The organism is Flavobacterium myungsuense, assembly GCF_042677265.1.
Lineage (GTDB): Bacteria > Bacteroidota > Bacteroidia > Flavobacteriales > Flavobacteriaceae > Flavobacterium > Flavobacterium myungsuense.
On sequence record NZ_JBHTIZ010000005.1, the window covers coordinates 56,926 to 76,086 of the forward strand.

Genomic DNA, 19,161 nt, shown 5'->3' on the forward strand with positions numbered 1-19,161 from the left:
AAATAAGAAAAACATAAATCATATTTAAAAGAAAGAATAGAGAATAATGAGGCTGTCCTTTTTTTAGCTCTTGATGAAGGAAATAAAGCAGTGGGCTTCCGCATTAATTTACACTACTTTTTCTTCCTTAATTTTAAATAATATGTAAGTCAATGCCACGTTAAGAATTAAAAGTTTTGGTAAGCAATTAAATCTTAAAATCATTGAATTCGATTCTAATTTAATTCGATTAAGAACAGCTAAATAATAGCATCTTCGATCATGGATAACAAAATAAATGAGATTCATAAGAGATGAATATTAACACCGCAAGAAATTATTAAAATAAATTAAAAATATTATGATAGATACCTTGATTTCAAACAAAGAACAAATAGTAAATGATAGTAAACAATTTAGTTTATTTTCATGGTCTGCTCAAGCAAGTCTTAATCCAATAGCTATAGAAAGAGCAGAAGGCGTTTATTTATATGATTATGATGGGAATAAGATAATTGACTTTTCTTCAGGATTAATATCAGTGAATATTGGTCACGGTGATCAACGAGTTACCGCAGCTGTTGTAGATCAAATGCAAAAAGTAAGTTTTGTAACTCCTACTTGTACTACTGAAATCAGAGCCAAATTAGCAAAAAAACTAGCCGAAATATGTCCAGGTGATTTAAACAAAGCTTTCTTTACTTTGTGCGGAACTTCATCTGTAGACAATGCGATAAAACTTGCACGATTATATTCTGGAAGACACAAAATTATTGGAAGATATAGAGCCTTTCACGGTGGTTCTATAGGTGGAATGTCTGTAGGTGGCGATCCTAGAAAACTAGCAAACGATTCGCAACAAATGACAAATGCAGTACTTTTAGACGATCCGTACTATTTTTTTGGAATGAAAAATCTTGATGATGAAACTAAATTAAATTTAAGTTTAGAATATGTTGAAAGAGTAATTCATTTTGAAGGTAAAACCAATATTGCTGCTTTCATTTTTGAAGGCGAAAGTGGTTCTTCTGGTTGTTTGCATTACCCTAAAGGATACTTAAAAGGAGTGAAAGCACTTTGTGAAAAATACGGTATTTTATTTATTGCCGATGAAGTAATGAGTGGATTTTGTAGAACTGGCAAATGGTTTGGTTTTGAAAATCACGGCATTATTCCAGATATGGTTTGTATGGCAAAAGGACTCACTTCTTCCTACTTACCTTTAGGATGTTTGATGGTTTCAGATAAAATTGCTGAGAAATTTGACAATACGCCAATGATGATTGGTCTTACCTATAATGCACATCCCGTTGCAATGGCAGCAGCACTGGCAGTAATAAACATTTATGAAAGTGATAATTTACTAGAGAACACCAAGAAAATGAGTGCTTATTTAGAATCGAAAATTGAAGAAATGAGAAGTAAACATCCAAGTATGGGCGCTTTTAGAAATACTGGGCTTTTAGGATGTTTAGATGTTTTAAAAAATAAAACTACTGGAGAATTGATTGCTCCTTATAATGCCACTGGTGATGATTTGAAAATAACGAATATTATTGGAGCTAAGCTAAGAGAATTAGGTCTTTATACTTTTGTTCGTTGGGGTTATATTTTTATTGCTCCGCCTTTAATTATAAATGAAGAACAAATTGACGAAGGATTGGCTATTATTTCAGAAGCATTAAGTATAGCTGATGAACATTTGGTTTATTAAAAACTTAAAGAGGATGGCATTTAAAATTCATCCTCTTTTTTCCGAAACAATTCGTCCAACAATTCAAAAATCTTTTCTTTATCTAAAGGTTTAGTAACATAGCCTGTAAAACCGGCCTGTAAAACCCTTTCTTTATCTTCTGTTGATGAATGTGCAGTCTGCGCAATTACAGGTAAATTAGGCAAAAAAACTTTTATTTTTTCAAATGCAGCATATCCATCCATCACTGGCATTTTAATATCCATAAACACCACATCAATTGCTGGGTTTGTAGAACAGATAGTTACTGCTTCTTGTCCATTTACGGCTCTAATTGTAGTGTAATTTTTTAACTCCAGAATCTTTTTAAGGAGTAAAAAATTAATATTATCATCCTCGGCAATCAATATTACTCTGTCACTATTTGATTCTATATCATTTGCTATCTCTTCAGGTTTCTTTTGCAAGTTACTTTTATCATATTGCAATGGTACTGTGAATACAAAAGTAGAACCTTCTCCTATTGCAGATTCTACTTGAATTGTACCCCCAAGCATTTCTACATATGCTTTACAAATAGATAAACCAAGTCCAAGACCACTTAATTCAACAGAAAAATCGTCTTCAATTCTTCTGAAACGATCAAAAATAATGTCAATATTTTTCTTATCAATCCCTACTCCAGAATCTTTTACTGTAAACACTATAGTTTTGTCATTTTCATGAACTTCATAACCAAAACTTACTTTCCCATTATTAGTATATTTAATTGCATTAGTAATTAAATTAGTAATAATTTGTTTTAGTTTTACTTCATCAGAAAGTATATTTTTGATTATGGGATTTGGGTTATCTATTACATAAAAATCAATTTTCTTCTCGACAGGAATGGTTACTTTTATAGTATCGTATAAATCATGAATGCATTTATTTAAATCAAAACTAACTAACTTAGCTGAAATTTGGTTGGCATCAATCTTAGACATTTCAAGTAAATCTTCTATTATTGAAACTAAATTACTTCCACTATTCCTGATAATTTGTAAATACTCTGATTTATCTTTTTTACTTAAACTAGTATCATTTAATAAATCGCTAAAACCAACAATAGCATTCATTGGAGTTCTAATTTCATGAGAAACGTTAGCCAAAAATGACGATTTTAATTTGTCACTTTCCTCAGCTTTTTGTTTTGCAATCACCAATTGTTTTCGTTGATTGCTATTTTCTTCAAAGAGATTACCTATATAACCAAATTCACCAGGCGATTTCTTTAAAACTTTTATTGCATCCTCATTTCCTGTTTCTAAAATACTTGTAATCGTTTTTAAAGGACCATACATCCATTTTCTAGAATAATACAGATATACTATAATATTTAAAATAAATGCAAGTATAATAATAGAAAGTATTTTTTTTGTACTTCTAAAATCTAAATTAAATGGTCTTTTAAAAACTATTTCAGAAACTGCTTTATTGCTCCAATCTTTTAATACTAAAACTTTAGTTACGTTATCCTCATCAGAAATTGTGTCTCTATTGTTGAAAACTAAACTTACTTGAGAACTACTTATTCTTTGAAAATTATTAAAATAGTTTTTATCTAAAAGTCTAGCCATAATAAAATAGCCTGATGGTTTGTGTTTATCTTTTTTAGGATCATCTGAGGGATGAATTGTAGCCGCAAAGACCTCAGCTACTCCTTCAGGAATTTTCATAAAAAAACGCGATACTTTTTTAGAATAGAGATTCTTTAAAACTTGTTTTGGAATGAAATTTTCAGTTTTAATTTCTGAGGTCGAAGTCTTAACGACAAACTCATTGTTTATATTATAAACTCCAATATATTCTACATCATACGATTCAAATTCTCCTAAAACAAACCGATTATACCAACTTATGTCTTTTGTTTTTGCGAAATCATACAAACCATCCCAAAATGTTACATCAGTTAAAGTTGCTAAATGTGTTTTCGAATTTAATTCGAATAGATTAGATACTTCGTCACTGAATAGTGCATTTGTGGTCTTATATACTTCTTTTTCTTGTTGTATGGTATAAACGTAAATAAAAATGTAAAGCAAAAAGAAAAGAAAGCTCGTTGTTATAATCAAAAATAATAATTTCGAATATATTTTAAGGTTAAACAGTTTACTCATAAAATCTTGGGTAGAATTCGTAATAAAATATGCTATAAATATAGATATTTTTCAATTAATTAAGATTTTGTATGCGAAATATATTCTTAAAATGACTACTTTATAAAATTAAAAGTCCAAAATTTCTCAAAGAGTTAATTGGTTTAGAATGCCAAAACATTTCAAAATTTTCTAAACTAGATTCGAAATCTAATTTTAATTCATTAAAAGAATAAACTTTAGAATTTTTAACAGTTATTTTTTGTAGCATATCAACCAGCCATTCGCCTTCTAATTTATTTACTTGAATAGTGAAACTTTCTTTTTTGTCATGAAAAGTCAACTTCATCATTTTCCAAGAGCTTCCTTTTTTGGATTTAGCAAAATGCTCAATAGTTGGTTCTCCTCCTAGCCAAACTACTTTCGCATTTGGTTTTGAATTGAAATTTACCTCATCATGTAAAGCTTTAAAAATAAAGTCTTCTGGAATTTTCGTTTTTGGAATTTTAAACTCGAACCAATCTTGCAACGGATAATCAAAACAAATACCGTGCATAAAATTAAATAATGATTTCTTTAATCCAAAACTAAATTGATCGTGGTCAATTCCTGTTTTATCACTATAATTGATGTCGTTATTAGCAAAAACATCCCCTAGCCCATCCAAAGGAGAGGAAACTGAAACAACTCCAAATTGCTCTGGATACATCCCTACAGGGCTATGTGCCGTCATTGCAAATTGATGCCAAAAGCCCGACTGCAAGACTCCAACTTCAAACAATTGTCTCACCATTTCTAAGCTATCTACAGTTTCCTGAACCGTTTGTGTTGGATATCCATACATCAAATAAGCATGAACCATAACTCCTGCTTCAGTGAAATTTCGAGTTACTTTTGCGACTTGCTCAACGGTTACGCCTTTGTCTATTAGTTTTAATAATCGGTCAGAAGCGACTTCCAATCCTCCAGAAACAGCAATACAACCCGAAGCTTTTAATAACAAACATAAATCTTTAGTAAAACTCTTCTCAAATCGAATATTGGTCCACCAAGTGACCGAAATTTTTCGTCTCAAAATTTCTAAAGCTACTTCTCGCATTAGGGCTGGCGGGGCTGCTTCATCTACAAAATGAAAACCGTTTTGACCCGTTTTCTCGGATAGCTCTTGAATTCGGTCTACAATTAAATTAGCAGCAACAGGTTCATATATTTTGATATAATCTAACGAAATGTCACAAAACGTACATTTTCCCCAATAACAACCATGAGCCATAGTAAGTTTATTCCAACGCCCGTCGCTCCACATGCGGTGCATTGGATTTACAATTTCGATTACCGAAATGTATTTATCCAGTAATAAATCCGAATAATCAGGAGTACCAACTTGAGATTGTTTGTAATCCTTTTTTAATGAATTATTTTTATAAACTACTTCTCCGTTTTCCAAAAGAAAAGTCCTTTTATAAGTTCTAGTCTCCCCCACTTCGGAGGGGTCGGGGGAGGTTAGCAATTCTATTGGCAATTCTCCATCATCTAAAGTAATATAATCGAAAAACTCAAAAACTCTTTTATCAGAAAGCGAACGTAATTCGGTATTTGGAAAACCGCCACCCATGGCAATTTTGATATTTGGATAATGCTTCTTTACCCATTGCGCACATCGAAAAGCAGCATATAGATTTCCGGGAAATGGCACTGAAATCAAGAATAAAGTAGGGTGAATAATCTCGATTTTTTTCTTTAAAAGCGCAATCAGAATTTCATCTATATAGGTTGGTTCTTTTTGTAAAGCTTCGTATAATTCATCGAACGAATTGGCACTTCTACCCAATCGTTCTGCGTAACGACTAAAACCAAAATTTTCATCGACACATTCTATGATAAAATCAGAAATATCTTCAAGGTATAAAGTGGCTAAATGCTTGGCTTTATCTTGGGTTCCCATTGTGCCAAAAGCCCAATCTAATTCTTCTAATTGTGAAAAACGAGATGCCTCGGGCAAATAATCTTCTTGACAAATTTGCAGTGCTAATGTTGGATTTTTTCCTTGTAGAAAGGCAATCACAGAATCGATGGTTTTAATGTATTCGTCTTGTAAAGCAAAGATTCTTTGGGTATTGGGTGTAAGCTTTGGGGTCTTGGGTTTTAATTGAAATAAGTTTTCTAATCCTTTTTTCGAAAACAATTCTAAAATTACTTCAATTCCCAAATCGGCTTGAACTGACTCTATATTTTTAGTATTCAGAAATCCTTTGATATACGCCGTCGCTGGATATGGTGTATTCAGTTGGGTGAAAGGTGGCGTTATTAAGAAGAGTTTTTGTTTCAAGACAATTATTTTAAGCAAAAGTAGGAGTTATTTACATTAATCGAATTTAATGCTTCACTAAAACTGATGTGTTTTTTTAGTAATTAATAATAGTGAGATAAAAGTCAACAAAGCAGCACCAGACAAATAGAACCCAACATAACCAATACCGTAATTTTTAGCCAACCAAATAGCAATCATAGGAGCAAAAGCAGCACCTAAAATACCCGCTAAATTAAAGGTCATCGAGGCTCCAGTGTAACGAACTTCCGTAGGAAATAATTCCGATAAAAATGTGCCTAGAGGCCCATAAGTCATTCCCATTAAAGCCATTCCTAAACAAGAAAAAACAGTAATTAAACTAGAACTTTCAGCAGAAAAAAAGAAGGAGAAAAACAAACCAAAAATAGCTATTAAAAGAGATATTGAAACTAAAATCAATCTTCGTCCAAAACGATCCGCTAATAATGCTGAAACGGGTATAGCAATCATAAAAAACAAAACCGAAAAAAGCTGAATAATCAAGAAATCTCTTCTACTAAAACTTAGCTCTGTAGTAGCCCAACTTAAGGTGAATACTGTCATTAGGTAAAAGAGTACAAAAGTAGTTACTGCAGCTAAAGTTCCAAAAATAAGCTCTTTTTGATACGATTTGAATACTGTAATCAAGGGGATTTTAACTTGTTTTTTGGTTTCGACAGATTGAACAAAAGAAGGTGTTTCGGTAATTTTTAACCGAATATAAAATCCAACAAGAACCAAAATAGCACTAGATACAAAAGGTATTCTCCATCCAAAATCAAAAAAACTTTCTTCCGATAAAGTATCACTAAGTATTAAGAAAGTCCCACCAGATAAAAGCAAACCTATCGGTGCTCCTAACTGAGGAAACATACCATACCAGGCTCTTTTATTAGGTGGAGCATTTTCAATCGCTAATAATACAGCGCCTCCCCATTCCCCTCCTAATCCTAAACCTTGACCAAATCTAAAAAGCATAAGTAATAATGGAGCGATTACTCCAATACTTGCATATGTGGGTAATAATCCTATACAAACTGTTGAAATCCCCATTGTTAACAGAGCTACAACCAAAGTGGCTTTCCTTCCTATCTTATCTCCATAATGTCCAAAAACGGCAGAACCTAAAGGTCTTGCAAAAAATGCAATCGAAAATGTAGCCAAGGATTCTAATATAGAGGTAGTTGGGTCAGATCCTGGAAAAAACAACTTTGGAAAAACCAAAACGGCAGCATTAGCATAAATATAGAAATCAAAAAATTCTATTGTTGTACCTATTAAACTTCCAACAAGAACATGTCTTAAGGAATTAACTTTATTCAAATTTGAAGAATTGCTCATTTTATCTTAACTATATATTTTTGATAAAAATGAACTTATTTTTCGAAAGTAGCAAATTTTAATGTAGTTTTTACAACATTACAAAAAGAGACAACAGAGATTATAAAGGTATATTTCCGTGTTTTCTGTTTGGGGTCGCCACTACTTTATTTTCTAACATGCTGAAGGCTTTTATCAATTTTTTACGAGTATCTTTTGGTAAAATAACTTCATCAATAAAACCGCGCTGAGCTGCATTGTATGGATTAGCGAATAATTCTGCATACTCGGCTTCTTTTTCTAACAGTTTGGCTTCATGATCTTCAGCTTCGCTAATTTCTTTTTTAAAGATAATTTCAGATGCCCCTTTGGCTCCCATAACAGCAATTTCGGCGGTTGGCCAAGCAAAATTCATGTCGGCACCAATATGTTTGGAGTTCATTACATCATAAGCTCCACCGTATGCTTTTCGGGTAATCACGGTAACTCTTGGAACTGTCGCTTCGCTTAAAGCGTATAATAATTTGGCACCATGAACGATGATGCCATTCCATTCTTGATCGGTTCCAGGTAAAAATCCAGGAACATCTACCAATACTAATAATGGAATATTAAAACAATCACAAAAACGAGTAAATCGAGCTGCCTTTATCGAACTTTTTACATCCAAACATCCTGCTAAAAACATAGGGTTATTAGCAATAACTCCGATACTTCTTCCAGCAATTCTAGCAAATCCTACGATGATATTTTCGGCGTAAGCTGCATGTATTTCAAAAAAAGATTCTTCATCAATAATGCCTTTAACTACTTCATGCATGTCGTAAGGTTTATTGGCATTATCGGGGACAATTTCTGACAGCTTCTCTCTTATTTCATCTCCCAAAACATAAGGAACTTTTGGAGTAGTTTCTCTATTATTTTGCGGGATATAACTCAACAATCGCTTGATATCCTCCATACAAGCAACTCCATTTGGAGAGGTTGTATGAGCAACTCCTGATTTCGTAGAATGCGTAATGGCTCCTCCTAATTCTTCTGAAGTAACTTCTTCATTGGTAACGGTTTTTACCACATTAGGTCCTGTAACAAACATATAGCTGTTGTTTTCAACCATCATTGTGAAATCGGTCATCGCTGGTGAATAAACTGCTCCTCCTGCACAAGGTCCCATAATTGCTGATATTTGTGGTATGACTCCACTAGCTTGCACATTTCTATAAAAAATATCAGCATAGCCTCCCAATGAACGTACTCCTTCCTGAATTCGAGCTCCTCCTGAATCATTCAACCCAATCATTGGAGCTCCCACTTTTAGAGCCATATCCATTACTTTGCAAATTTTTTCAGCATGGGTTTCTGATAAAGCACCACCAAAAACGGTAAAGTCTTGAGCAAAAATATAAACAAACCTTCCATTTATAGTACCGTATCCTGTAATTACGCCGTCTCCGTAATAAATTTCTTTTTCCATACCAAAATCGGTGGTACGGTGCGTGACCAACATTCCAATTTCTTCAAAAGAACCTTCATCCATCAAATATTCGACACGTTCTCTGGCTGTTAATTTTTTCTTCTCATGCTGTTTTTCAATACGCTTTTGTCCTCCACCCAAATGAGCAAGGGCAATTTTGTCGTTTAATATTTTTATTTTAGATTCCATTTTTTATATTTTTTTGAGAAAAGAAAATAGAGATAAGAAAAAAGACTTTTTAAAATTTGTCAATTTCTAAGTTCTTTATTCTATAATCTTTATTCTTTATTTATTGGTAATCGTACTATTTTTTGATCTTCAAAATACTGTTTCAATGCTACAAGAGCTGCTATTTGAGCCTCTTCGGCCATTTGTGTTTTCAATATTTCAGGGGAGTAATATTTCTTGACAAAATTAGTGTCAAATTTTCCTGAACGGAAAGCCTCATGTTCAAAAACAAATTTTCCAAATGGTAATGTGGTTTGTACTCCTTCTACTTTATAATTATGAATTGCTTGTAACATAACCTGTATTGCTTCTTCACGAGTTTTGCCGTAAGTGATTAATTTAGCCAACATTGGGTCGTAATAAATAGGAATATCCATGCCTTGCTCAAAGCCATTATCCACACGAATTCCTTCTCCATATGGTATTTGATATACATCTAAATGACCTACACTTGGTAAAAAATCATTCATAGAATCTTCTGCATAAACTCGTAACTCCATAGCATGACCATTAATTTGTATGTCTTCTTGTTTAAAAGGTAGCGCTTCGCCTCTTGCAACTCTAATTTGAAGTTCGACTAAATCTACTCCAGTAATCCATTCTGTAACAGGATGTTCTACTTGCAGACGCGTATTCATTTCAAGAAAATAGAAATTATCATTTTCGTCATATAAGAACTCTACCGTTCCTGCTCCTAAATAATCACAAGATTTAGCCACCATAACGGCTGCTTCTCCCATTTTTTTTCGAATTTCGGGAGTCAATACTGATGAAGGAGCTTCTTCAACCACTTTTTGATGACGACGCTGAATACTACATTCTCTTTCAAACAAATACAGAACATTTCCATGACTATCGGCAATAATTTGAATTTCGATATGCCTAGAGGAAGCCACATATTTTTCAATAAAAACCGATCCATCGCCAAAAGCGGCAACAGCTTCGCTAATCGCTCTATTCATTTGGGAAACAAAATCCTGTTCCTTTTCTACTACTCGCATTCCTTTTCCACCACCACCAGCAGAGGCTTTTATTAAAATTGGAAATCCAATTGAAGTTGCAGTTCTTTTAGCTTCATCAATATCTATAATGGCATGATCTACTCCAGGAACCATGGGTATATTATAATGGCTCACCGCTTCCTTGGCGGCCAATTTGCTACCCATGATTTCGATAGCTTTCGATTTTGGACCTATAAAAATAATATTATTCCTTTCAGCTTCCTCAGCAAATTCTGAGTTTTCACTCAAAAATCCGTAACCTGGATGTATTGCATCTACATCTAAAGCTATAGCAACTTCTATAATTTTACTTCCAAGTAAATAAGACTCGCTGGATGGCGATTCACCAATCCAAACGGCTTCGTCTGCAAACTTTACATGTGGTGAATTTCTATCGGCAGTAGAATAAACAGCTACTGTTTTTATACCCATTTTTTGGGCGGTTTTCATTACTCTAATGGCAATTTCGCCTCTATTGGCAACTAATATCTTCTTCATACTATTCAAATTCAATTAATAATTGCCCTTTTACGACTGCATCACCAGTTTGAACGGCAATCGATTTGATAACACCTTCTCGCGGCGAAAGAAAACTATTTTCCATTTTCATGGCTCCTAAAATTAAAAGGTTATCATTTTCATTAACCGATTGACCTACAGACACAAAAATTTCAAGAATTAAGCCAGGCATTGGTGCTTTAATTGCGTTTACTTTTTTTGTAGCGCTTATATCAAAACCCATAGCAGAAATGAGTTGATCTAATTGGTTAGAAATTGCAACGGTATAAGTATTGTTATTTACTTTTACGGTATAGCTTTTATGATTAAAATCAGCAGCTACAATTTCTACCTGAAAAGGTTTGTTCTGATTTAAAATGTGGAATTTATTTTTTTCAACTGAAAACGAATCCAATTGAGAAATACTTTCATTATCAAAATCGAATTTAAATGTATTATTTACATTTACTTTAAAGACTTCTCTCATACGTTTTGGTTTTAGCTTGGTATAAATTTATCTAAAAAAAATGAAATGGAATAATTTATTACTCCTTTGTTAACCAAAAAATCATAAATTTACTTTTTGTTACTTTTACAAAAAAATTAAGCACAGTAAAATCATGCCAACTGACTGTATTTCGTTTCAAAATTCCGGATATTTTACCGATTTAATTATTGACTATTTAAATCAAAAGTCAAATTTGCAGTCTTTGTATAATCGTTTTCCAATACTTGAAAATTTTGAATCCCAAATTCAAGAAAAACAAGCTAATTTTAATGATAGTCATCGGAAAATTCTAGTTACTGTTTTAAAACAACAATACGAGACTGTAGCTGTTTCAAAATTGACGAAGCAAAATATCGAGCTTTTGTCAAATTCAGATTCTTTTACGGTTACTACAGGTCATCAACTGAATTTATTTACAGGACCGTTGTATTTTTTATATAAAATTATATCAACGATAAATTTAACAAAAGAATTAAAAACAAAATATCCCAATTCCAATTTTGTTCCAATATATTGGATGGCTACTGAAGACCATGATTTTGAAGAAATTAATTATTTTACCTTTAAAGGAAAAAAATTTAGATGGAATAAAGAAAGTACTGGACCTGTTGGCCGACTATCAACTGAGGGTTTAGATCAAGTTTTTGACGTTTTTGCTAAAGAAATAGGAAGCAGTACAAATGCCAATGCCATAAAAAAATTGTTCAGAGAATCGTATCTCAATCACAGTACATTAGCAGATGCAACACGATTTTTAGCCAATGCTCTTTTTGGCGAATGGGGTTTGGTTATTCTAGACGGGGACCAACAAGATTTAAAAAAAATGTTTATTCCTTATGTAAAAGAGGAATTGTTATATCAAAAATCGAATACAGCGGTTCTTGAAACTATTTCAAAATTAAAAGACTACCCCATTCAAGTAAATCCTAGACCTATTAATCTATTTTACATTAATGATACGCTAAGGGAACGAATTGTATTTGAAAACGGGGTTTACAAAATAAACAATACTCCAATTCAATTTTCTGAAAGTGAAATTTTATTTGAATTAGAAAATAACCCTGAAAATTTTAGTCCAAATGTCATTTTACGTCCTTTATATCAAGAAGTAATTTTGCCTAACTTATGCTACATTGGTGGAGGCGGAGAAATTGGCTATTGGCTGGAATTAAAAAAGCTGTTTGAAGCTTCAAAAGTTACTTTTCCAATACTTCTATTGCGAAATTCAGCACTAGTAGTAACCGAAAAACAAGCCAAAAAAGCAGACAAACTTTCCTTGTCTTGGCAAGATTTATTTTCGAAACAAGTTGACTTATTAAACGAAAAAACGAAACAAATTTCTGTATTCCCTCTTGATTTTTCCATGCAAAAAGAACTGTTGAAAAATCAATTTTCATATCTTGAAAACATTGCCAATCAAACGGATAAATCATTTATTGGAGCCGTGAAAGCACAAGAAGTCAAACAAATAAAAGGGTTAGAAAATCTTGAAAAACGTTTGTTGAAAGCCCAAAAACGAAAATATACTGAAACTTTAGAACGTATTACTGATTTGCAAAACGAATTGTTTCCTAACAGAAGTTTACAAGAACGGCAAAACAATTTTTCTGAATTTTATTTAGAGAATGGAGAAAGTTTAATAGAAAAATTACTTTCAGAATTAAAACCTTTAGAAAAAGAGTTTAATATAATTACTTTATAGTTTCCTAAAGTTACTTGTAAATATTAAATAAACTCAAAAAATAATGTTATTAACACGCAAACGTTTTCGTTTCTTTTTTTACACATCCAATAAACTATTTGTAATAAAAATTTGATTACTTTTATTGAATATTAATTTAAACACAAAAATATTATGAAAAAAAGAGTACTCTTATTGATTATGTGCGTTTTTGCAATGACTGCTGCAACTGCGCAAGTTAACTCCGTATGCATCGTTGGAGAAGCCGCAGGTGGATGGGGAGATGATGTTGCTGAATATCAACTTACCAAAATTGATGCAGACAATTGGGAAATAAAAGATGTTGTTTTAAAAACTGGTCCTGGTAAACTACGTGCTAATGGCGGCTGGTTTGGAGACGGTTTCGAGTGGGCAGGCGCTTTTCCTACTGCTACAGGAACAAAAAATGGCAATATTGACATTATTGCAGGTACCTATACAGTTACACTTAACACTGCAACTAATATTTACAACTTTGCTTCAGCGGCACCACTTCCTGTAGTTAAACTTGTTGGTACAGCTGTAGATGGTGGTACTGTAAATATTCCTGCAACAAGCGCAACTACCTTTGAAGCTACACTGAACCTTCTTAATGGTACTGCTCAATTTGATGCAGATGGTCTTTTAGTGTCGGACGGTACTTTAATTGGAAGTGCTTTTGAAGGTGGTCCTGTTATTCCTATAACTGCTGGAGAATGGGTTATAAAATTCAATTTTGAAACTTTTGAATATAGCTTTTCAGTGCCTCCAGTTCCTACCATTGCAATAGTTGGTGCTGGTGTTGAATTAGATGGATGGCCTGGACAAGCAAACAATAACGGTCCTGCTGACAAATATCAATTAACTACAACTGACAATGGCGTAACCTATACTATTAATGGTTTAGTTTGTGTTGGTGGTCAAGCTAAATTTAGACAAAATAATGGTTGGTCTGTAAACTGGGGTGATGTAGCAGATGCTGCTAATGGAAATCCTGATGGAAATATAGTCTTAGAGGCAGGTACTTATGATGTGACTTTTATGCCAAAAGCTGATAACAGTAATGGTGGTAAAGGAACTTGGACTTTTAGAACTGCTGGTACATCTACAGTAGTTAAAACAAATGATCCTGCTTTATTATCTACTAAAGGATTTAGTACTGCTAACTTTAAAGTGTCGCCAAACCCAACAACTAACAACTGGAACTTTACTACTGCAAATGACAGCATAGAGTCTATTCAGATTTTAGATGTTTTAGGTAAAAACGTAATGAGCATTTCTCCTAGAAGCAATACAGCAAATATTGATGCTTCTTCTTTAACAAGAGGAATCTATTTTGCTAAAGTAGCAACAGCTAAAGCGACTCAAACCTTAAAATTGATGAAAAACTAAAAACTAGTTTTTTCTTAACTTATAAATCCCTTACTAGAAATAGTAGGGGATTTTTTATTGAATAAAGGAATTGATTTTATAAATCGATGAATAAACACTACTTTTGCACCCAAATTAAATAAACATACAAATGGCTACGAATAGAACATTTACAATGATTAAACCTGATGCGGTTGAAAACGGACACATCGGAGGAATTTTAAATATGATTACTGAAGCTGGTTTTAAAATCATTGCTTTAAAATTAACACAACTTACTGTTGCTGACGCAAAGGCTTTTTATGAAATACATGCTGCTAGACCTTTTTACGGAGAATTAGTAGCCTTTATGTCAAGAGGCCCAATTGTTGCAGCAATCTTAGAAAAAGAAAATGCAATTACTGATTTCAGAACTTTAATTGGTGCTACCAATCCTGCTGATGCAGCTGAAGGTACTATTCGTAAAAAATATGCTACTTCTATGGGAGAAAATGCTGTTCATGGATCGGATAGTGATGAAAATGCAGCTATTGAAAGCGCTTTTCATTTTGCAGGAAGAGAGCAGTTTTAGGTTTAGACGTCTTAGAATTTTAGATTGTTAGACAACAGGTAATAAACAATTCCACTTCAAATGAAGTGGAATTGTTTTATAATCTAAACTATCTAAATTGTCTAAAATCTAAATATCTATCTTAAAACAACCGAAGTAATAATGTCCCTTCGCAGCTCATCATTAATCATTTTGATGATTTTGTCTTTTCCGTAACTTAATTCTTCTCTTAAAACTGCCGAAGTTAGCTCTACGTATAAAGTATTTCCTTTTAAAACTACATTTTTAGTATAACTATTGACTCCGTTTCCCATTAAAGAAACCCAAGCTTCTTTTACTGAAATCTGATCTATTCCAGATTGCAATTTATTAACTTGAATAATCTCTTTTAAAACATCTCCAATAGAACTTTCGTTATTTAGTCGTTTTGCCATCTTGAATTATTAAATTAATTGAAGTCGCTTTTTTATAATGGTATTCATTTTTAGAGTCGTTAATCATTACTAATTTTTCATCTGAAATAGCATGTATTTCTTCTTTCCATTTCGAAAAAAAAGTACTGTAATTAATGATGTACTTTTCATTTTCTTGTTTGATTGTTATTTTTTCGACATCATCATTTACCAAAAAAGATCCATCTAATTGTGGCGTTACCTTTTTACGAAAACCTGTATTGTTTTGTATTGAAAAATAATCAAAAATTTGGTTTACAGGATATTCCTTTTCTGTTCCGTCAGGGAAAACCACTCTTTCAATCTCCCAATAACCATTAATTTTAGGAATATCTGCAGCAGTAACTTTTTTTTGACATGCCGTAGTAAATATCAGAACTAATGCAATAAGGACAATTTTTTTCATTTTTAAATTTTACAAATTATCAATTCAAATAGTTTTAAAATATAATATATTTTTACTCTAGTAACATCAAGTTCCTTTAAGATAAGAAAATTTTATTATCGTGCTATTTTCTTCCAATATCGTTTGAGAATATTATTTAAAAAACGAATCTACAAATTCATACTTATTAAAAACCTGTAAATCTTCAAGCCCTTCTCCTACCCCGATGTATTTTACTGGAATTTGAAATTGATCGGATATTCCTATTACAACGCCACCTTTTGCTGTGCCGTCAAGTTTAGTAACTGCAAGTGATGTTACTTCTGTTGCTGCTGTAAACTGTTTGGCTTGCTCAAAAGCATTTTGACCTGTAGAACCATCTAAAACCAGCAAAACATCATTAGGAGCATCAGCAACCACTTTTTGCATTACTCGCTTTACTTTGGTCAATTCGTTCATTAAATTGAGTTTGTTGTGCAAACGACCAGCAGTATCTATAATTACAATATCTGCATTTTGTGCTACCGCAGATTGCAAGGTATCAAAAGCTACCGAAGCTGGATCACTACCCATTTGTTGTTTTACTAATGGAACTCCTACTCTATCTGCCCAAACCTGTAATTGATCTATAGCGGCAGCTCGAAACGTATCTGCGGCCCCTAAAACTACTGAATACCCTTGCTTTTTAAATTGATGTGCTAACTTACCAATAGTAGTAGTCTTGCCAACACCATTTACCCCAACTACCATCAAAACGTAAGGTTTTACATTTATTGGAATGACAAATTCTGAAGCTTCGCCTAAATTGGTTTCAGATAGTAATCCTGAGATTTCTTCTCTTAAAATTTGATTGAGTTCGTCGGTTCCTAAATATTTATCTTCAGAAACGCGTTTCTCGATTCGGGTGATGATTTTAAGAGTCGTATTTACACCAACATCTGATGAGACAAGGATTTCCTCTAAATTATCGAGAACATCATCATCGACTTTCGATTTTCCCGCAATTGCCTTCGTCAGTTTAGAGAAGAAAGAAACTTTTGATTTCTCTAATCCTTTGTCTAAGGTTTGCTTGTCCTGTTCGTTTAGAACGGGTTCTTTTTTTTCTGATCCAAATATTTTTTTAAAAAAACTCATTTTAAGTTAGAGGTTAGAAGTTAGACGTTAGAAGTGTATACTTCTAAAATCTTGAATCATGTTAAACTCATTTAAAAAAAGTAAAAACATTAGTTTACTAGCCCTGATGGAAGAGAAAATCCTTTTTTATTTAGGATTGCAAGGCAAATCTTAAATAAAAAAGATTGTAACGAACAGCAGGAATTACATTATTAAATAAAGCCTAAACCTGTTGCTTCTACTTTTTTAGGTGGTAAAGATAAAAAATAAAAAAGCTACTTCCGAATGAAAGTAGCTTTTCTATAAATTGTATTATGAATTATTTCTTTTTCAAGAATTCATCTACAGCTTCAGGTGCCATAATTGATTCTACGAATGTATATGCACCAGTTTTAGGAGATTTTACCATTTTTATGGCTTTTGATAATCTCTTTGAAGCGGTTTGTAACGATGCTACGGTTTTCTTTGCCATGACTTATAAGTTGTTATTTGTATTTTAATAATATCTAAATGCGAACATTTGAGAACTATATTAAAATCTTTAATTATTTAATTTCTTTATGAACAGTTACGCGTTTCAAGATTGGATTAAATTTTTTAATCTCTAATCTATCTGGAGTATTTTTTTTGTTCTTTGTTGTTATATATCTAGAAGTACCTGCAACGCCTGTTGTTTTGTGTTCAGTACATTCTAATATTACTTGTATTCTATTACCTTTCTTTGCCATCTTGCTATATATTTATTTAGGAATAGATTATTTAATAAATCCTTGAGACTGTGCTTTTTTCAAAACTGCAGCGATTCCATTTTTATTGATTGTTTTTATTGTAGATGCAGCTACTCTAAGAGTAATCCATCTGTCTTCTTCAGGAAGGTAAAAACGCTTTTTTAGTAAGTTTACAGAAAACTTTCTTTTGGTTTTATTCATCGCATGAGAAACATTATTTCCCACCATCGCTCTTTTACCCGTAAGGTCACAAACTCTTGACATTGTACTTATCTTTTATCGTTATTCAAAATCAGGGTGCAAAGAAACAAAAAATAAACCTATAATACAAAATAATTAAAGTAGATTTTTTAAAATTTCTTTTTGCAATATTTCGAGGCTTTTATTTACAGCTCTATCAATCACTTTATCACGGGGTTGACCGAAATTAAACTCGTGAATTGTGACTTCATTTGGTGTTGCCAATGCTATAAAAACAGTTCCAATCTCGGCATTTGAGTCACCTTTAGAGGGACCTGCATTACCAGTTGTCGCTATAGCATAATCGGTTTTCATTATTTTTTTGATATTAAGAGCCATTGCTTTTGCAACTTCGGCACTCACTACTGAAAATTTATTTATTGTAGCTTCATCAATTCCTAAAACATTTATTTTTGTTTCTGTGGCATACGAAACTATACTTCCTTTAAAATAATTAGAGGCTCCTGAAACGGATGAGATCACTTCAGCAATTTTTCCTCCTGTACAGCTTTCGGCAGTAGCAATAGTCTTTTTATGCTGCGTTAATAATCTTCCTACAATAACCTCTATCGTTTCTCCATCATCAAATCCTACGATAATATCACTAATTATTTTTGTTAATGAAGTAATATTTTCATCGATTGCTTTTTCTAAAATCCCTTTATCTGTTCCTCGTGCAGAAAGTCGCAAGCGAACTCTCCCCGGACTTGGCAAATAGGCTAATTTAATAAATTGCGGTAAGTTGTTTTCCCAATCTTCTATTCGCTCGGCAACTTTACTTTCGCCTTCACCATAGGTAAGAATTGTTTTGTGAATGATATATGGTCGCTTGTATTCTTGAACCACTTTGGGAATTACTTCGTTTTCTATTAAATATTTCATTTCATACGGAACGCCTGGAAGCGAAATAAAAACGGTATTTTCTTTTTTCATCCACATGCCTGGAGCGGTTCCCATTTGATTGTGTAAAATGATACACTTAGAAGGAACTAATGCCTGATCTTTGTTGAGTTGCGTTATGGGACGTTTGTAAAACCCTTCAATCATTTGGGTTACATGCGCAAGCACGGCTTCGTTAACAACCAATGTATCATCGAAATATTCACAAAAAGTATGTTTGGTAACATCGTCTTTAGTTGGCCCTAAACCGCCAGTGATAATGACTAAATCGACATTATTTTGAAGTGCAGTAAACGTATCTAAAATATGTTGTTTGTTATCTGAAATAGAAATCATCTCATTGATTTCAACACCAATTTTATCTAATGATTTAGCTATAAAACCTGAGTTCGTATCAATAATTTGACCGATAAGAATTTCGTCGCCAATGGTAACTATGGTTGCTTTCATTTTAGATTTAGGATTTTAGATTTAGGATTTATTGCTCAAAATTAAAGTAACTATTTTTGAAATACCTAAAAAAAATAAAATCCAAAGTCTTTAAATTCACTACCT

The 19,161-nt window shown here is 32.6% G+C and carries 17 protein-coding genes; 4 read left to right on the top strand and 13 right to left on the bottom strand.

Going from position 1 to position 19,161, the window contains the following annotated elements:
• Nucleotides 1-340: 340 nt before the first annotated feature.
• Nucleotides 341-1,693: an aminotransferase class III-fold pyridoxal phosphate-dependent enzyme gene (locus ACFQ0S_RS00685; protein ID WP_379755528.1), complete on the top strand. Its 1,353-nt coding sequence runs from the start codon at nt 341-343 to the stop codon at nt 1,691-1,693.
• Nucleotides 1,694-1,713: 20 nt separating this feature from the next.
• Here ACFQ0S_RS00685 and ACFQ0S_RS00690 read toward each other — a convergent pair whose 3' ends face one another.
• From ACFQ0S_RS00690 to ACFQ0S_RS00715, 6 genes are all read right to left on the bottom strand, one after another.
• Nucleotides 1,714-3,786, bottom strand: a complete 2,073-nt coding sequence (locus tag ACFQ0S_RS00690; protein WP_379755525.1) for an ATP-binding protein — start codon at nt 3,784-3,786, stop codon at nt 1,714-1,716.
• Nucleotides 3,787-3,931: 145 nt separating this feature from the next.
• Nucleotides 3,932-6,139, bottom strand: coding sequence for a B12-binding domain-containing radical SAM protein (locus ACFQ0S_RS00695; protein WP_379755522.1), 2,208 nt, complete (start codon nt 6,137-6,139; stop codon nt 3,932-3,934).
• 57 nt (nt 6,140-6,196) lie between these two features.
• Nucleotides 6,197-7,480 carry an MFS transporter gene (locus ACFQ0S_RS00700; RefSeq protein ID WP_379755519.1) on the bottom strand — a complete coding sequence of 428 codons (1,284 nt, stop codon included), beginning with the start codon at nt 7,478-7,480 and terminating at the stop codon, nt 6,197-6,199.
• Nucleotides 7,481-7,580: 100 nt separating this feature from the next.
• A complete protein-coding gene (locus tag ACFQ0S_RS00705; RefSeq protein ID WP_379755516.1) occupies nt 7,581-9,122 on the bottom strand; it encodes an acyl-CoA carboxylase subunit beta in 1,542 nt (513 codons plus the stop codon).
• Nucleotides 9,123-9,211: 89 nt separating this feature from the next.
• The gene (locus ACFQ0S_RS00710) at nt 9,212-10,660 is read right to left on the bottom strand and encodes an acetyl-CoA carboxylase biotin carboxylase subunit (protein ID WP_379755513.1); all 1,449 of its coding nucleotides are present in this window, start codon (nt 10,658-10,660) and stop codon (nt 9,212-9,214) included.
• Nucleotide 10,661: 1 nt separating this feature from the next.
• Nucleotides 10,662-11,147: an acetyl-CoA carboxylase biotin carboxyl carrier protein subunit gene (locus ACFQ0S_RS00715; RefSeq protein WP_379755510.1), complete on the bottom strand. Its 486-nt coding sequence runs from the start codon at nt 11,145-11,147 to the stop codon at nt 10,662-10,664.
• A gap of 133 nt (nt 11,148-11,280) precedes the next feature.
• Here ACFQ0S_RS00715 and bshC point away from each other — a divergent pair, with 133 nt between their 5' ends.
• The 3 genes from bshC to ACFQ0S_RS00730 all read left to right on the top strand — a co-directional run bounded on the left by bshC (nt 11,281) and on the right by ACFQ0S_RS00730 (nt 14,809).
• Nucleotides 11,281-12,870 (top strand): bacillithiol biosynthesis cysteine-adding enzyme BshC, encoded by a 1,590-nt coding sequence (gene bshC, locus ACFQ0S_RS00720; RefSeq protein ID WP_379755506.1) that lies wholly within the window; start codon nt 11,281-11,283, stop codon nt 12,868-12,870.
• Between the two features lie 153 nt (nt 12,871-13,023).
• Nucleotides 13,024-14,259: a T9SS type A sorting domain-containing protein gene (locus ACFQ0S_RS00725; RefSeq protein ID WP_379755503.1), complete on the top strand. Its 1,236-nt coding sequence runs from the start codon at nt 13,024-13,026 to the stop codon at nt 14,257-14,259.
• A 130-nt stretch (nt 14,260-14,389) separates the two neighbouring features.
• On the top strand, nt 14,390-14,809 hold the full coding sequence (locus ACFQ0S_RS00730; RefSeq protein ID WP_379755500.1) for a nucleoside-diphosphate kinase: 420 nt from the start codon (nt 14,390-14,392) through the stop codon (nt 14,807-14,809).
• A 116-nt stretch (nt 14,810-14,925) separates the two neighbouring features.
• Here the strand turns inward: ACFQ0S_RS00730 and ACFQ0S_RS00735 are convergent, their stop codons facing one another.
• From ACFQ0S_RS00735 to ACFQ0S_RS00765, 7 genes are all read right to left on the bottom strand, one after another.
• Nucleotides 14,926-15,222: a DUF721 domain-containing protein gene (locus ACFQ0S_RS00735; protein WP_379755497.1), complete on the bottom strand. Its 297-nt coding sequence runs from the start codon at nt 15,220-15,222 to the stop codon at nt 14,926-14,928.
• Nucleotides 15,203-15,646: a hypothetical protein gene (locus ACFQ0S_RS00740; protein WP_379755494.1), complete on the bottom strand. Its 444-nt coding sequence runs from the start codon at nt 15,644-15,646 to the stop codon at nt 15,203-15,205. Before ACFQ0S_RS00740 ends, ACFQ0S_RS00735 begins: the two co-directional genes overlap by 20 nt.
• 132 nt (nt 15,647-15,778) lie before the next feature.
• Nucleotides 15,779-16,759: a signal recognition particle-docking protein FtsY gene (gene ftsY / locus ACFQ0S_RS00745; protein WP_379755491.1), complete on the bottom strand. Its 981-nt coding sequence runs from the start codon at nt 16,757-16,759 to the stop codon at nt 15,779-15,781.
• A gap of 298 nt (nt 16,760-17,057) precedes the next feature.
• Nucleotides 17,058-17,210 carry a DUF4295 domain-containing protein gene (locus ACFQ0S_RS00750; protein ID WP_066310049.1) on the bottom strand — a complete coding sequence of 51 codons (153 nt, stop codon included), beginning with the start codon at nt 17,208-17,210 and terminating at the stop codon, nt 17,058-17,060.
• 73 nt (nt 17,211-17,283) lie between these two features.
• Nucleotides 17,284-17,466 (bottom strand): 50S ribosomal protein L33, encoded by a 183-nt coding sequence (gene rpmG / locus ACFQ0S_RS00755; protein WP_007805817.1) that lies wholly within the window; start codon nt 17,464-17,466, stop codon nt 17,284-17,286.
• A gap of 27 nt (nt 17,467-17,493) precedes the next feature.
• Nucleotides 17,494-17,730 carry a 50S ribosomal protein L28 gene (rpmB, locus tag ACFQ0S_RS00760; protein ID WP_151107927.1) on the bottom strand — a complete coding sequence of 79 codons (237 nt, stop codon included), beginning with the start codon at nt 17,728-17,730 and terminating at the stop codon, nt 17,494-17,496.
• A gap of 72 nt (nt 17,731-17,802) precedes the next feature.
• Nucleotides 17,803-19,056 carry a CinA family nicotinamide mononucleotide deamidase-related protein gene (locus ACFQ0S_RS00765; protein WP_379755487.1) on the bottom strand — a complete coding sequence of 418 codons (1,254 nt, stop codon included), beginning with the start codon at nt 19,054-19,056 and terminating at the stop codon, nt 17,803-17,805.
• Between the last annotated feature and the right edge of the window lie 105 nt (nt 19,057-19,161).